The organism is Pseudomonas sp. TKO26, from assembly GCF_003225665.1.
GTDB lineage: Bacteria > Pseudomonadota > Gammaproteobacteria > Pseudomonadales > Pseudomonadaceae > Aquipseudomonas > Aquipseudomonas saponiphila.
This window is the reverse complement of the sequence record NZ_QKLN01000001.1, coordinates 463,198-477,129: the sequence shown is the minus strand read 5'-3', so window position 1 is coordinate 477,129 and position 13,932 is coordinate 463,198. Positions and strand designations below refer to the sequence as shown.

Here is a 13,932-nt window from a genome sequence, read left to right as displayed (position 1 = left end):
CCAGCTCGCAGCTGGCGACTCGTTGAGCGAGCGCCGGCGCCGACTACCCAGGCGCACAGTGCTCCACTCCTAAAATGACTGCGCTGATGCTATCAGAGACGCAGGCGCCCGCCACGACTGCGTGCCGTTCCCAGACCATGGGGCAACAGGCTGGAGCGGGTGTGGGCATGACAGATGGCGATGGCCAGGGCATCCGAGGCATCGATCTGCGGCTTGGTGGTGAGTTTGAGCAAGTGCATGACCATCATTTGCACCTGGTCCTTGTTGGCACCGCCGGTCCCGGCCACGGCTTGCTTGACCTGAGTCGCCGTGTACTCGGCGATCTCCAGGCCTTCCTCGGCCCCAGCGACAATCGCCGCCCCCCGGGCCTGGCCGAGCTTCAGCGCCGAATCGGCATTGCGGGCCATGAACACCTTCTCGATGCCCATGGTCACCGGACCGTAGGTCTGAATCACCTCACGCACACCGCGATAGACAATCTGCAAGCGCTCGGGCAACTCGCCGGCTCCGGTGCGAATACAGCCGGAGGCCACGTACACGCAGCCACGCCCGGTGTCTCGAACCACGCCATAACCGGTAATGCGTGAGCCGGGGTCGATGCCAAGAATAAGAGTCATAAAGCCTGCTGCTTGAGTAGGGAGACCGGCCGACCAGGACCGGAAACGCAAAAAGGCAGAAGCCGGAAGCGCCCTGCCGCACATTTATCGCGACGTGGCACGTCCGGCTTCAAGGGTAGTGCAAACGGATCAGCCGAGCTGCTCGGCCACCGACTCCGGAATATCCGCGTTGGAGTAGACGTTCTGCACATCATCCAGGTCTTCCAGCATGTCGATCAGCTTGAGGACCTTCTCCGCCCCCTCCAGATCCAGCTCGGCACTGGTGGTGGGCAGCATGACGATCTCTGCGTCCGCAGCGGTGAAGCCAGCCGCCTCCAGGGCATTGCGCACGCCGTAGAAACCAGCGAACGAGGTGAACACGTCGATGGAACCGTCTTCGTTGCTCACCACATCGTCGGCATCGGCCTCCATCGCCGCTTCGATCAGCGCATCTTCGTCGACACCTTCGGCGAAAGTGATCTGGCCCTTGCGTTCAAACAGATAGGCCACCGAGCCGTCGGTGCCCAGGTTGCCACCGCACTTGCTGAAGGCATGACGAACCGCAGCCGCGGTCCGATTGCGGTTGTCGGTCATGCATTCGACCATCACCGCCACGCCATTGGGGCCGTAGCCTTCATAGGTCAGCTCGACCACGTCGTCGCTGCCGGCCGCGCCGGTGCCGCGGGCGATGGCACGATCAATGATGTCGCGGCTCATGTTGGCGCCCAGGGCCTTGTCCAGGGCCAGGCGCAGACGTGGGTTGGAACCCGGCTCGCCACCGCCCTGACGGGCCGCAACGGTCAGTTCACGAATCCACTTGGTGAAGATCTTGCCTCTCTTGGCATCCTGACGCTCTTTGCGGTGCTTGATGTTCGCCCACTTGGAATGACCTGCCATAACTTGCTCCAAATTCTCTTTGAAACATTGCCCGCGCCACGTGGCGGGCGGGGCAACAAAACTCGACCCATAGAAAAAGCGCACCCGAAGGTGCGCCTTGTCGGGCCGGCTTATTCAGCCTTGGGCTGTTCGCGCAGGCGGATGTGCAGCTCGCGCAGAGCCTTGGCATCCACCAGACCCGGTGCCTGAGTCATGACGCAGGCCGCGCTCTGGGTTTTCGGGAAAGCGATCACTTCACGGATCGACTGGGCGCCGGTCATCAGCATCACCAGACGGTCCAGACCGAAGGCCAGGCCACCATGCGGTGGTGCGCCGTACTTGAGGGCGTCCAGCAGGAAGCCGAACTTCTCTTCCTGTTCCGCTTCGCTGATGCCCAGCAGGCGGAATACCGCTTGCTGCATTTCCTTGCGGTGGATACGGATCGAACCGCCACCCAGCTCGGTGCCGTTCAGGACCATGTCGTAGGCGCGCGACAGAGCGCTAGCCGGGTTGGCCTCCAGCTCTTCAGGCGAGCATTTGGGCGCGGTGAACGGGTGGTGCAAGGCGGTGAAGCTGCCGTCGTCGTTCTCTTCGAACATCGGGAAGTCGACCACCCACATCGGAGCCCATTCGCAGGTCAGCAGGTTCAGGTCGTGACCGAGCTTGATCCGCAGCGCGCCCAAGGCCTCGCTGACGATCTTGGCCTTGTCGGCACCGAAGAACACGATGTCTCCGTCGACCGCACCCACGCGATCGAGGATCACGTTCAGGTTGGCTTCCGGGATGTTCTTGACGATCGGCGATTGCAGGCCTTCAACGCCCTTGGCGCGCTCGTTGACCTTGATGTAAGCCAGGCCCTTGGCGCCGTAGATGCCGACGAACTTGGTGTAATCGTCGATCTGCTTGCGCGGCATGCTCGCCCCGCCTGGAACGCGCAAGGCCGCGATACGGCATTTCGGATCGTTGGCCGGGCCGCTGAACACCTTGAATTCCACTTCCTTGAGCTGGTCGGCAACGTCCACCAGTTCCAGTGGATTGCGCAGGTCCGGCTTGTCGGAACCATAGCGACGCATGGCTTCTTCGAAAGTCATGTGCGGGAATTCGCCGAATTCCAGATCCAGCACTTCCTTGAACAGGTTGCGGATCATGCCTTCGGTCAGGCCCATGATGTCTTTTTCGTCGAGGAAGCTGGTTTCGATGTCGATCTGAGTGAACTCAGGCTGACGGTCGGCACGCAGGTCTTCGTCACGGAAACACTTGGCGATCTGGTAGTAGCGATCGAAGCCGGCCACCATCAGCAGCTGCTTGAACAGCTGTGGCGATTGCGGCAAGGCGAAGAAGCTGCCGGCGTGGGTACGGCTCGGCACCAGATAGTCGCGAGCGCCTTCCGGGGTGGCGCGAGTGAGGATCGGGGTTTCCACGTCGAGGAAACCATTTTCGTCCAGGTAGCGGCGGATGCTGGTGGTCATGCGCGAACGCAGGCGCAGCTTTTCGGCCATTTCCGGACGGCGCAGATCGATGAAGCGATAGCGCAGACGGGTTTCTTCACCCACGTCGGAGTATTCGTTGAGCGGGAACGGCGGGGTTTCCGCTTCGTTCAGCACTTCCAGTTCGTAGCCCAGGACTTCGATCATGCCCGAAGCCATGTTGGCGTTGCCGGCACCGGCCGGGCGCAGGCGCACCTTACCGGTGATCTTGACTACGTATTCGCTGCGCACGCGGTCGGCGGCGGCGAAGGTTTCAGCGCGGTCCGGATCGAACACCACCTGGGCCAGACCTTCACGATCACGGATATCGAGGAAGATCACCCCGCCGTGGTCACGACGACGGTGGACCCATCCGCAAAGGGTTACTTCCTGACCTTCCAGGCTTTCGTTCAGTTGGCCGCAATAATGGCTGCGCATCATGGTAGTGGTTTCACTTCTCGTAATTCGAAATTCGATGGAGGCCTTGCGCACCATGAGGTGCCGGATAGTGCAAGAACTCGCGCGTGTCGTTCAACTTAGTCAGCTTTGTCGCCACCGGCCAGGTTCTTCTTGGAGCCGGTCTTGAAGTCGGTTTCATACCAGCCGGTGCCGCTTAGGCGAAATCCGGGCATGGACAGCATCTTTTTCAGTTCAGGTGCCTGGCAGGCAGGGCAGTCGACCAGCGGCGCAGCACTGATCTTTTGAATGGCTTCCAACTGATGACCACAGGAAGCGCACTGGTAATCGTACATGGGCATGGGGGCGTCTCGGCAATCCAGATTACTGCTTGAACTACAGCCAGAGCCCACGCCAAAGCCCGGGCTATCTAGCAAAGAGCGGGATTATATCCATTAAATCGGCCCTGTGCAGCCGTATGACCATATAGATGCCGGAGCTTGTCAAAAGGCGCGGATGGCGTCCGAGACGCCATCGGCCATGAGCGGCTTAACGATTTTCCAGCAAGGAACGCAGCATCCACGCGGTTTTCTCATGCACCTGCATGCGCTGGGTCAGCAGATCCGCCGTTGGCTCGTCGCTGACCTTGTCCAGCAACGGGAAGATGCCCCGAGCGGTGCGGGTGACCGCTTCCTGGCCGGCTACCAACTGCTTGATCATTTCCTCTGCGGCCGGCACCCCTTCCTCTTCCTTGATCGAGGACAGTCGCGCATAGATGGAGTAGGCGCCTGGGGCCGGGAAGCCGAGGGCACGAATACGTTCGGCGATCAGGTCTACCGCCAGGGCCAGCTCGTTGTAGTGCTCCTCGAACATCAGGTGCAGGGTGCGAAATTGCGGGCCGGTGACATTCCAATGGAAGTTATGGGTTTTCAGGTACAACACGTAGGTGTCCGAAAGCAGACGGGAAAGGCCGTCGACGATGGATTTACGATCTTCTTCGCTGATACCGATATCAATTGTCATGTTTCTCTCCGTTAACGGGATGAATTCACCCAATCAGCTGCCGGACCACTCTAGCAAGAGAGCCGTGCTCCTGCCGCCGGGGATCGTCAATCAGCCTGCGGTGGATTGTCCCGCGGCCAGATTCGGGATGCGCCATGCCGAGTTGAGTCAGGTAAGACCGCCGGGAACAACCGACGTTCCAGGAATAGCCCGCTGCCATATGTCTAGATCGGGCGTTTGCCCGATTGTCCAAATCCAGCCTGGAGCGCCCCACATCTACCCGCGCGAGCCGGACGGTGGCGCTGATTTGAGAAGGCCAGGGCTTTGCTGTTAAATAGAGCCCGTGTCGCTGTTGCCTATTTCTTCGGTCAGCGCGCATAGGCTGACACCGCGTACGTAACCACCGCCTCACCTATTTATTCAGAAGCGAACCGTGCGTGATCAGCTCTTCCTTGTGCTTCCTTCTTAACGTGAGTTAATCAAAATGTTGAAAATCGTCCACCTGCTGACAGGCATTGCAGCTTTGCTGCTGTCTTTGATTCCGAGTCTTAGATCTGACGCGGTTCCCTACCTGCAACAACCCGATGCTATCTATCTGGCCCTGTTCGGCCTGCTCAACCTGATCCTCGCTCCAGTTATCCCCCACTGGAACAAAGGTTCGCGCCATCACCTGCAAAACCTGGTCAGCGCTCTGCTGGTACTGGTTGTCGTCCTGCAAACCCTCACCTTGCTGGCGCCGATGCCGGTGATCGGTGGTCAACCGGCTGTCCTGGTGAGCTTGCTGACCGCACTGGTCGCCGTGGCTCTGCACCTGGGCATCAGCTTTTACAAGTCCTCGCCCGCCGCCTCCGCAGCTCCCAGCTACGATATGAGCAACCGCGATACCGGCACCGTGAAGTGGTTCAACACCTCCAAGGGTTTCGGTTTCATTTCCCGCGACTCCGGCGATGACATCTTCGTGCACTTTCGCGCCATCCGCGGAGAAGGTCACCGCGTATTGGTGGAAGGCCAGCGCGTGGAGTTCTCGGTCATGAACCGCGACAAAGGCCTGCAAGCCGAGGACGTGATCGCTGCGCTGCCACGCCGCTGATCGACACCAATAAAAAACCGCGCTCTGGCGCGGTTTTTTTTGTGCAGCAAGAATGCCGCCCCTCCTTTAATAGTGCGGAGGCGGAGCTTCTTCCTCGAAAGACTCGAACTGCCCGGCCATTTCTTCCTGACGCTTGAGCAAGGCACTCATCTGCAGTTGCAGGCGCTCCAGCACCTTCTGTTGCGATACCAACTCATCGCTCAAGGCTTGAATGGTGTCATCCTGAAACGCCAGACGGCTTTCCAGATCAGTAATACGCGCTTCCAGACTCATGGCTCAAACCTCCAGAAAATGGAATTCATCGGTCAGCACCACCCGCAGCCGATTGCGAATCGCCGCAACTTCCTGCGCGGTGTAAGGCTTGGCGGGGTGCTTGCCCCAGACTGGCGCCGGCCAAGCGGCGTCATCCCGCTTACGCACGATCACATGCATGTGCAACTGACTTACCACGTTACCCAAGGTCGCCACATTCAGCTTATCGGCATCGAAGGAGTCCTTGAGCACTTCGGCCAATGCCGTGGTTTCCCGCCATAGCTGCAGTTGGTCGGTGACATCCAGTTGAAACAACTCGCTGATATCTTCACGACGGGGCACAAGGATGAACCAGGGATAGTTCGCGTCATTGGACAGCAGCAACCGACAGAGGGGGAAATCCCCGATGGGCAATGTGTCTTGTTGCAGCCGTGAATCTAAAGTGAACACTGCATTTACTCCCGCTCAGCTCATTTCAGCCTGGCTCACAGCATCAGTGACACTGACCAGGCGACAGACGCGCAGCATACCTGCGAATGTCCCGAGCTTCATGAGCAAAGCGCTCACGCCGGACATCGCCCGTTAATCAGCCGGCAAGGAGCCAGCCTCAATGCAGCGCAGATGCCCCGCGACAGTACATTTCTTGATGCCTTGCACCATTTATGCACAAGGCATCACCACCGCCCAGAATATGACTCGTTACACCATCATCGTCGCCGACCATAACCGCACATGACTGTATGAACCCTGCACAGCATTACAAAAGTTTTGCACCAAAATCGCACAGACGGTCTACGCTAAATTCCTCAAGCATCCGCCGTCTACTCACCTTGCAGTGTGAACCGGTAACATTTTGGCGCGCTGTGCGACTTATTGCACAGTCCTGCACCAGTAAGCTCCTTGCGTCAAGCCAAACAAAAAGGCGCTTTACATGGCTGTTTTATGCGGTTTTTACAGGTCGGCACGCCGCCCGGAAGAAAAAAGGCCAGACAACTTTGGTTTGTGCACGCTTGTTGCATTAGCCCCCGACATCGTCTGCGATGGAGTACCGGAAGTGGCTCGTCACAGACTCATAATAATAGTGGCAAGGCTGCCCGGCGGTGCTTTTTAGAGTGTGTACGTCGGGAGCTGAATTGCTCGTGATGTTCCTTCGAAGAACACGACCTAAGTTGTTGGTTCGGATACAGACTGGCTGCAAAATTGCGACACTGACCGAGCAAATTGCGACAGGGTCGTAAAGAAGCTGAAAGGATAGATAGGCAAGTATCGCCAACATTGTCAGCGTGATATAAGTTTGCGCCGACACAAAAAGAAAGAGCCGCCCAGATAAAAAAACAGGTGGGACGGCAGTACTCTTCTAAAAACCAAAGGAGCAAATCACGATGCGCGTGATGAAGTGGAGCATGATCGCCCTGGCTGTATCAGCAGGCACCTCGCAGTTCGCAATCGCGTCCTCCCAGGACGACGCAAAGGGCTTTATCGAAGATAGCACCCTGACCGCGAAAACCCGTCTTGAGTACATGAACCGTGACTTCAAGAACGGTGCAGGTAACCACAAGCAAGCAGACGGCACCTTCAAAAGCGGCTATCGCCAAGACACCGGCCTGAGTGAACTGCTGCAGTACAGTTCTGGCTTCACTCAAGGCACCGTAGGTGTAGGCGTTGACGCTTTCGCCATGGGCGTGGTCAAGCTGGACGGTGGTGCCGGTCGTTCCGGTAACGGCCTGGCAGCCAACAACAGCCTGGGCGAGCCTGAAAAAGACTCTTCCGCTGTAGGTGGCGCGGTCAAGTTCCGCATCTCCGATACCGTCCTGAAGTACGGCAACCAGATGGTTGCCAGCCCGGTATTCTCCACCGACGACAGCCGTCTGCTGCCTGAAGTCGCCACCGGTACCTTGATCACCAGCAACGAGATCAAAGGCCTGGAGCTGAATGCAGGTCACTTCACCGCCCTGCGCTCGCAGACCGGTCAGTACAACGACAGCATCAACGGTCGTAACGGCGACACCGGCCTGAAAAACCCAGGCCTGACCTCTGCCGACTTCGCAGGTGCAACCTACAAGTTCACCGACAACTTCGTCGGCGGCGTGGCAGCGTCCAAGGTTGATGACTACTTCAAGAAGCAGTACATCAACCTGAACTACACCTTCCCGATCGCCGATAGCCAGTCCCTGAACCTGGACTTCAACGGCTATCGCACCGAAGACGACGGCAAGAAGCTGTACGGCAAGCTGGACAACAAACTGTGGAGCCTGGCAGCTGCTTACAGCATCGGCCCGAACAAGTTCACCATTGCTCACCAGCGCTCCACCGGCGACACCAACTACCTGTACGGTGTGGACGGCAACGGCACCATCTTCGTCGCCAACTCCATCCAGATCTCCGACTTCATCGGTGAAGACGAGCGTTCCTGGCAGGCTCGCTACGACCTGAACATGGCGACCCTCGGCGTCCCTGGCCTGAGCTTCATGGCCCGTTACGTGAAGGGTGACAACATCACCACTTCGTCGAACACCGAAGGCAAGGAAAACGAGTTCAACTTCGAAACCAAATACGTGATGCAAGAAGGTCCAGCCAAGGACCTGTCGTTCCGCCTGCGTAGCGCCGTGTACCGTGCCAACGGTGCGTACAACAAGGACTACACTGCAGACAACAACGACGTTCGTATCATCGTAGAGTACCCACTGAGCATCTTGTAATTTCAATGCCCAGTTGATTGCGCCAACGCGCAACTCAAATAAAAGCCGCCGCCCTGGATCAGGTCGGCGGCTTTTTTGCGCGTGGCAACAATAACTCGTAGATGCAAAACTTAAATAGCAAGCTAACTAAAGAAGTTGCTTGCACTCGTTATGCCCCCGCTTTCGAATGGAACTTGATAGTTGCCAGGGAACCCTGAAAACAAACAAGGGGCTTAAAGCCCCTTGTCTTGACCAGCATTAGTTGACCGCATGGCCAAGTATTGAAAGCACCTTATGACACAGCCGCTTCCTGAACCACACGAATCACGCGCTGCGGAAAGGGAATATCGATTCCCGCCGCCTTCAAGCGATCGCGCGACAGTTCGTTGAACCGGAACATCACGTCCCAGTAATCCGCCGTCTTGACCCAAACCCGCAGAGACAAGGTGATAGCGCTGTCACCCAGGGTGGACACTACTGCCACCGGCGCAGGATCGGCCAGCACGCGCTCGTCTTTCGCCAGCTCCAGCAACACTTCACGAGCCTTCTGCAGATCGGCGTCGTAGTCCACACCTACGTCGAACACCACCTTGCGAGTGGGTTGACGGTTGTAGTTGGTAATGATGCCGTTGGACAGGTTGCCGTTGGGCACGATCACCGTCTTGTTGTCACCGGTACGCAACACCGTGTGAAAGATCTGAATGCTGTCCACGCTACCGCTAATGCCCTGGGCCTCAATGAAGTCGCCAATACGAAATGGGCGGAACAGCAGGATCAGCACCCCGCCGGCGAAGTTCGCCAGGCTGCCTTGCAAGGCCAGGCCGATGGCCAGACCGGCAGCACCGATCGCGGCGACGAAAGAAGTGGTTTCGACACCAATCATCGAGGCCACGCTGACGATCAGCAGCACTTTGAGAATGATGTTGGCCAGGCTACTGATAAAGCCTTGCAACGCCAGGTCGGCATTACGCAACGCGAGTAATTGACCCACTTTGTGCGTCAACTTGTTGATCAGCCACCAGCCGATGGCCAGGGTGACCACTGCCAGCAGCACCCGGCTACCGTATTCCATGATCATCGGGATCCAGGCTTGGGAAGCCCGGACCAGGTTGTCTACTTCAGCGTTCAAATCCATCTATCTCTCCAGATTCCCCAAGGCGTTGGCATGCATGACTGACCGGCAGAACGACCGGCTCCGCTGGAGCGCAATCGTTTCTGCCATTGCTCCGGCCTCGGACGCCAAAAAGCTCTAGAGGTTCCCGGAGACTGAGGGTCAGTCGCGGAAGTTGTTGAACTGCAGCGGCATGCCGAATTCTTTGGCACGCAGGGCGGCGATGGCCTCTTGCAGGTCATCACGCTTCTTGCCAGTGACCCGTACCTGCTCGCCCTGAATGGCGGCCTGCACTTTCAACTTGGCATCCTTGATATGGGCGACGATTTTCTTCGCCAACTCCTTATCGATACCTTCCTTGAGCACTGCTTCCTGCTTCATCACCTTGCCCGAGGCATAGGCGTCCTTGACCTCCAGGCACTGCACGTCGATCTTGCGCTTGACCAGGGCCAGCTTGAGAATTTCGATCATCGCTTCCAGCTGGAATTCAGCTTCCGCAGTCAGGTTGACGGTCAGTTCCTTGTCCTTGAACTCGAAGCTGCCCTTGCCCTTGAGGTCATAGCGACGATCCAGTTCCTTGACGGCGTTTTCCACCGCGTTGGTGACTTCGTGCTTGTCCAGTTCGGATACCACGTCAAACGACGGCATGTAATCTCTCCAAATAAAAAGGGGCGCTGTTCAAAACATCGAACACGCCCGGCTTGCGGTTAAAATCCGCGCTCATTATAACGGGTCTTTCCCCTCCTTCACCGCGCGCCCTCCCCTGAGCGGCCAAACAGAGCGAAAAGCTGATGTCCACCACCTGGCATGTTCTCGGCGCCGGCAGCCTCGGCACTTTGTGGGCCACCCGCCTGGCTCGCGCCGGATTGCCGGTACGCCTGATCCTGCGCAATCAGGCCCGCTTGCAGGCGTATCAAGCGGCGGGCGGCCTGACCCTGGTGGAGCAGGGCCAAAGCAGCCTGCTGGCGATTCCCGGGGAAACCGTAAATAGCACGACGCCCATCAGCCGCCTGTTGTTGGCGTGCAAGGCCTATGACGCCGAAGCGGCAGTGTCCAGCATCGCCCCGCGCCTGACCCAGGACGCCGAGCTGATCCTGCTGCAGAACGGTCTTGGCAGCCAGGACGCCGTAGCCGCACAGGTGCCCCAGGCTCGCTGTATCGCCGCCTCCAGTACCGAAGGGGCCTTTCGCGACGGTGACTGGCGCGTGGTCTTCGCCGGCCATGGCTATACCTGGCTCGGCGACTCCAGCCACCCGACCCCGCCGATCTGGCTCGACGATCTGGTCGCCAGCGGCATCCCCCACGAATGGAGCACCCAGATCCTCACCCGCCTGTGGCGCAAACTGGCACTCAACTGCGCGATCAATCCATTGACCGTGCTGCACGACTGCCGCAACGGAGACCTGCAGCTACACCAATGCGAAGTGGCCACTCTCTGCGCCGAACTGAGCGAGCTGCTGCACTGCTGCGGACAACCGGCAGCCGCGCAAGACCTGCAACAGGAAGTGCAACGGGTGATCCAGGCCACCGCCGCCAACTACTCCTCCATGCACCAGGACGTGGCCAGTCAACGCCGCACCGAGATCAGCTACCTGCTCGGATATGCCTGCCAGGCGGCCGCCCGTCATCGCTTGCAACTGCCCCATCTGCAACAGTTGCAGCAACGCCTGGTCAGCCACCTGCAACGGCGCGGATTGCCCAGCGCCTGAGCAGCGGCTACGCTGCCCACTTGCTCATTTCCAGCGATATAGCCGATGCCATTGCGCCAGCGTCTCGAAAACCTGCCCGTGGGCCAAAAGCTCCTGGCCGCCCTGCTCGTCTTGCTGACCACCGTACTGCTGGTCGCCAACCTGACCTTTATCAGCGCCGCCTACTGGATCTCTCAGGAAAGCATGGCGCCCCAGGCCCTGCAGACCATTGGCCGACTGGTGTCCAATCCGATCCTGGCAACCCAGGCCCTCAACTCCCCCGAGGACGCACAAAAGCTGCTGGATGAACTCGACAGCTATTCCCCGCTGCGGGCCGCGGCCCTGTATGACGGCAAGGGTGTACGCCTGGCGCAGTTGCAACACGGCCAACACCTCAAGCTGCCCGAACGTTACCGCCATGTCGAAGCCTGGCAATTGACCGAGTTTCGCAGCAACCAGGTCATCACCCTGCCGCGCCCGGGCCAGGCCCCGGGACATCTGCTGCTGGTCGCCACCAGCGAACTGCCGATGGCGTTCTACACCGGCACTCTGACCGCCAGCCTGGGGATCCTGATATTCAGCGTCCTGCTCTGGCTGATCATCGCCCGCCAGATCAAGCGCCTGATCACCCAGCCAATCCATCAGCTCGAGGAACTGTCGCGCCAGGTGACCCGCGAGGAGAACTACTCATTGCGCGCCTCCCGCGGCAACCACGATGAAATCGGTAGCCTGGCGGAAGCCTTCAACACCATGCTGTCGCGCATCGAAGCGCGGGAGCAGCAACTCAAGCGCGCGCGCGACGACTCCCAGGCAGCCTACGATCAGGCGCAGGGTCTGGCCGAAGAAACCCGCCACACCAACCGCAAGCTGGAGCTGGAAGTCCAGGTTCGCAGCAAGATCGAGAAGAAGCTCACCGGTTTTCAGAACTACCTCAACAGCATCATCGACTCCATGCCCTCGGCCCTGATCGCCCTGGACGAGCAACTGTATGTCACCCAGTGGAACCAGGAAGCCAGTGCCCTGTCCGGCACTCGCCTGGACGAAGCCCTGAACCAGCCGATCTTCCTCGCCTTCGAACCGCTCAAGCCGTTTTTGCCGCAACTCAAGGAAACCGTCGAGCAACACACAGTGACCAAGGTCGAACGGGTGACCTGGGTCAAGGACGATGAGGCCCGGCATTACGCCCTGACCTTCTACCCGTTGATGGGCGGCGCCGGCCGCGGCGTGGTGATCCGTATCGACGACATCACCCAGCGCCTGTCCCTGGAAGAGATGATGGTGCAGTCGGAGAAGATGCTCTCGGTGGGTGGCCTGGCTGCCGGCATGGCCCATGAGATCAACAACCCCTTGGGCGCCATCCTGCACAACGTGCAGAACATCCGCCGCCGGCTGTCCCCGGAATTGCCGAAGAACCTCGAACACGCACAACAGCTTGGTGTCGAACTGCAAACCGTCAACCGCTACCTGGAAAGCCGCGAGGTGCCGCAGTTGCTCGATGGCATTCAACAAGCCGGGGCCCGGGCCGCCAAGATCGTCACCCACATGCTCAGTTTCAGCCGCCGCAGCAATCGCCAGATGGCACCCTGCGACCTGCCGGCGCTGATCGATCAGGCAGTGGAAATCGCCAGCAATGACTTCGACCTGGCCATCGGCTTCGACTTCAAGGGGCAGGCGATCATCCGCCAGTTCGACCCGAACCTGGGGCCCGTGCCCGGCACCGCCAACGAACTGGAGCAAGTGCTGCTCAATCTGCTGAAGAACGCCGCCCAGGCCATTCACCAACGCGAGGACGACAGCGAACCCGGTCGCATCATCCTGCGCACCAAGCTGAATCCGCCCTGGGCGGAAATCCAGGTGGAAGACAACGGCATCGGCATGAGCGAAAGCGTGCGCAAGCGCACCTTCGAGCCCTTCTTCACCACCAAGGAGATCGGCCAGGGCACCGGGCTCGGCCTTTCGGTGTCGTACTTCATCATCACCAACAACCACAAGGGGCAAATGGAAGTGCAATCGACCCGGGGCCAGGGCACCTGCTTTACCTTGCGCCTGCCCCTGGCCAGCAACCAGCCCCCGGTTCAAGAACCTCTAGCACTGGAGAACTAAGCATGGGTTTTCGCTTGTCGAAGATTTACACCCGCACCGGCGACAAAGGCGAAACCGGACTCGGAGACGGCCGCCGGGTCGCCAAGGATCATCCTCGAGTGGAAGCCATCGGTGAAGTCGACAGCTTGAACAGCCAGTTGGGACTGCTTCTGGCCGGCTTGGAGGAGCAGGTTACTGCCTGTCCTGGCCTCAAGGACATCATCGAGGTGCTAGCTCCCTGCCAGCACCGGTTGTTCGACCTGGGTGGCGAACTGGCCATGCCGGTGTATCAGGCACTCGACGCGGCCGAGGTGGAGCGTCTTGAGGCGGCCATCGATGTCTGGAATGAGGAGCTGGGGCCTCTGGAGAACTTCATCCTGCCCGGCGGTTCGTCGCTGATCGCCCAAGCCCACGTTTGCCGCAGCCTGGCGCGCAGCGCCGAGCGTCGCTGCCAGCACCTGAATGCCGTGGAGCCCTTGCAGGGAGTGGGGCTGGCCTACATCAATCGCCTGTCGGACCTGCTGTTTGTCGCGGCACGGCTGATTGCCAAGCGCCAAGGCATCGCGGAAATCCTCTGGCAGGCCGCCGCCAAGCCCGCCCCCTCTGCGTAGGCGCCGGCTTGCCGGCGAAAGGACTCACGAGTCCTGGGCAACGGCTGACGACGCCTTCGCTGGCAAGCCGGCGGTTGCATGGAC

Annotated in this window: 14 protein-coding genes; 5 read left to right on the top strand and 9 right to left on the bottom strand. The window is 59.4% G+C overall.

What is annotated here, in order from left to right; genetic code table 11:
• Positions 1 to 92 precede the first annotated feature (92 nt).
• The 5 genes from ruvC to DNK59_RS02305 form a co-directional block, all read right to left on the bottom strand.
• On the bottom strand, positions 93 to 617 hold the full coding sequence (gene ruvC, locus DNK59_RS02325; RefSeq protein ID WP_092311218.1) for a crossover junction endodeoxyribonuclease RuvC: 525 nt from the start codon (positions 615 to 617) through the stop codon (positions 93 to 95).
• A 129-nt stretch (positions 618 to 746) separates the two neighbouring features.
• On the bottom strand, positions 747 to 1,493 hold the full coding sequence (locus tag DNK59_RS02320; protein WP_092311215.1) for a YebC/PmpR family DNA-binding transcriptional regulator: 747 nt from the start codon (positions 1,491 to 1,493) through the stop codon (positions 747 to 749).
• A 110-nt stretch (positions 1,494 to 1,603) separates the two neighbouring features.
• Positions 1,604 to 3,379, bottom strand: a complete 1,776-nt coding sequence (gene aspS / locus DNK59_RS02315; RefSeq protein WP_092311212.1) for an aspartate--tRNA ligase — start codon at positions 3,377 to 3,379, stop codon at positions 1,604 to 1,606.
• Positions 3,380 to 3,474: 95 nt separating this feature from the next.
• Positions 3,475 to 3,696 carry an FmdB family zinc ribbon protein gene (locus tag DNK59_RS02310; RefSeq protein WP_010457489.1) on the bottom strand — a complete coding sequence of 74 codons (222 nt, stop codon included), beginning with the start codon at positions 3,694 to 3,696 and terminating at the stop codon, positions 3,475 to 3,477.
• 187 nt (positions 3,697 to 3,883) lie between these two features.
• Positions 3,884 to 4,357 (bottom strand): Dps family protein, encoded by a 474-nt coding sequence (locus tag DNK59_RS02305; protein WP_110722154.1) that lies wholly within the window; start codon positions 4,355 to 4,357, stop codon positions 3,884 to 3,886.
• Between the two features lie 463 nt (positions 4,358 to 4,820).
• On the opposite strand from DNK59_RS02305, the gene DNK59_RS32270 reads away from it, so the two are divergent.
• Positions 4,821 to 5,426: a cold-shock protein gene (locus tag DNK59_RS32270; protein ID WP_092311209.1), complete on the top strand. Its 606-nt coding sequence runs from the start codon at positions 4,821 to 4,823 to the stop codon at positions 5,424 to 5,426.
• A gap of 66 nt (positions 5,427 to 5,492) precedes the next feature.
• Here the strand turns inward: DNK59_RS32270 and DNK59_RS02295 are convergent, their stop codons facing one another.
• Positions 5,493 to 5,699, bottom strand: a complete 207-nt coding sequence (locus DNK59_RS02295; protein WP_110722153.1) for a SlyX family protein — start codon at positions 5,697 to 5,699, stop codon at positions 5,493 to 5,495.
• Positions 5,700 to 5,702: 3 nt separating this feature from the next.
• Positions 5,703 to 6,128: an HIT domain-containing protein gene (locus DNK59_RS02290; RefSeq protein WP_092311203.1), complete on the bottom strand. Its 426-nt coding sequence runs from the start codon at positions 6,126 to 6,128 to the stop codon at positions 5,703 to 5,705.
• Positions 6,129 to 7,060: 932 nt separating this feature from the next.
• On the opposite strand from DNK59_RS02290, the gene DNK59_RS02285 reads away from it, so the two are divergent.
• Complete coding sequence (locus DNK59_RS02285) at positions 7,061 to 8,377, top strand: OprD family porin (protein WP_110722152.1); 1,317 nt, start codon at positions 7,061 to 7,063, stop codon at positions 8,375 to 8,377.
• A gap of 271 nt (positions 8,378 to 8,648) precedes the next feature.
• On the opposite strand, the gene DNK59_RS02280 is transcribed toward DNK59_RS02285, so the two are convergent.
• Both DNK59_RS02280 and DNK59_RS02275 read right to left on the bottom strand, forming a co-directional pair.
• Positions 8,649 to 9,491: a mechanosensitive ion channel family protein gene (locus DNK59_RS02280; RefSeq protein WP_092311200.1), complete on the bottom strand. Its 843-nt coding sequence runs from the start codon at positions 9,489 to 9,491 to the stop codon at positions 8,649 to 8,651.
• A 138-nt stretch (positions 9,492 to 9,629) separates the two neighbouring features.
• The gene (locus DNK59_RS02275; RefSeq protein WP_011063029.1) at positions 9,630 to 10,115 is read right to left on the bottom strand and encodes a YajQ family cyclic di-GMP-binding protein; all 486 of its coding nucleotides are present in this window, start codon (positions 10,113 to 10,115) and stop codon (positions 9,630 to 9,632) included.
• Between the two features lie 143 nt (positions 10,116 to 10,258).
• On the opposite strand from DNK59_RS02275, the gene DNK59_RS02270 reads away from it, so the two are divergent.
• The 3 genes from DNK59_RS02270 to DNK59_RS02260 are packed head-to-tail and all read left to right on the top strand — an operon-like array spanning position 10,259 to position 13,848.
• Entirely contained in the window at positions 10,259 to 11,176 is a 918-nt protein-coding gene (locus DNK59_RS02270) for a putative 2-dehydropantoate 2-reductase (protein ID WP_110722151.1), read from the top strand.
• A 45-nt stretch (positions 11,177 to 11,221) separates the two neighbouring features.
• A complete protein-coding gene (locus DNK59_RS02265; RefSeq protein WP_092311194.1) occupies positions 11,222 to 13,258 on the top strand; it encodes an ATP-binding protein in 2,037 nt (678 codons plus the stop codon).
• 2 nt (positions 13,259 to 13,260) lie between these two features.
• On the top strand, positions 13,261 to 13,848 hold the full coding sequence (locus DNK59_RS02260; RefSeq protein WP_110722150.1) for a cob(I)yrinic acid a,c-diamide adenosyltransferase: 588 nt from the start codon (positions 13,261 to 13,263) through the stop codon (positions 13,846 to 13,848).
• Positions 13,849 to 13,932 lie beyond the last annotated feature (84 nt).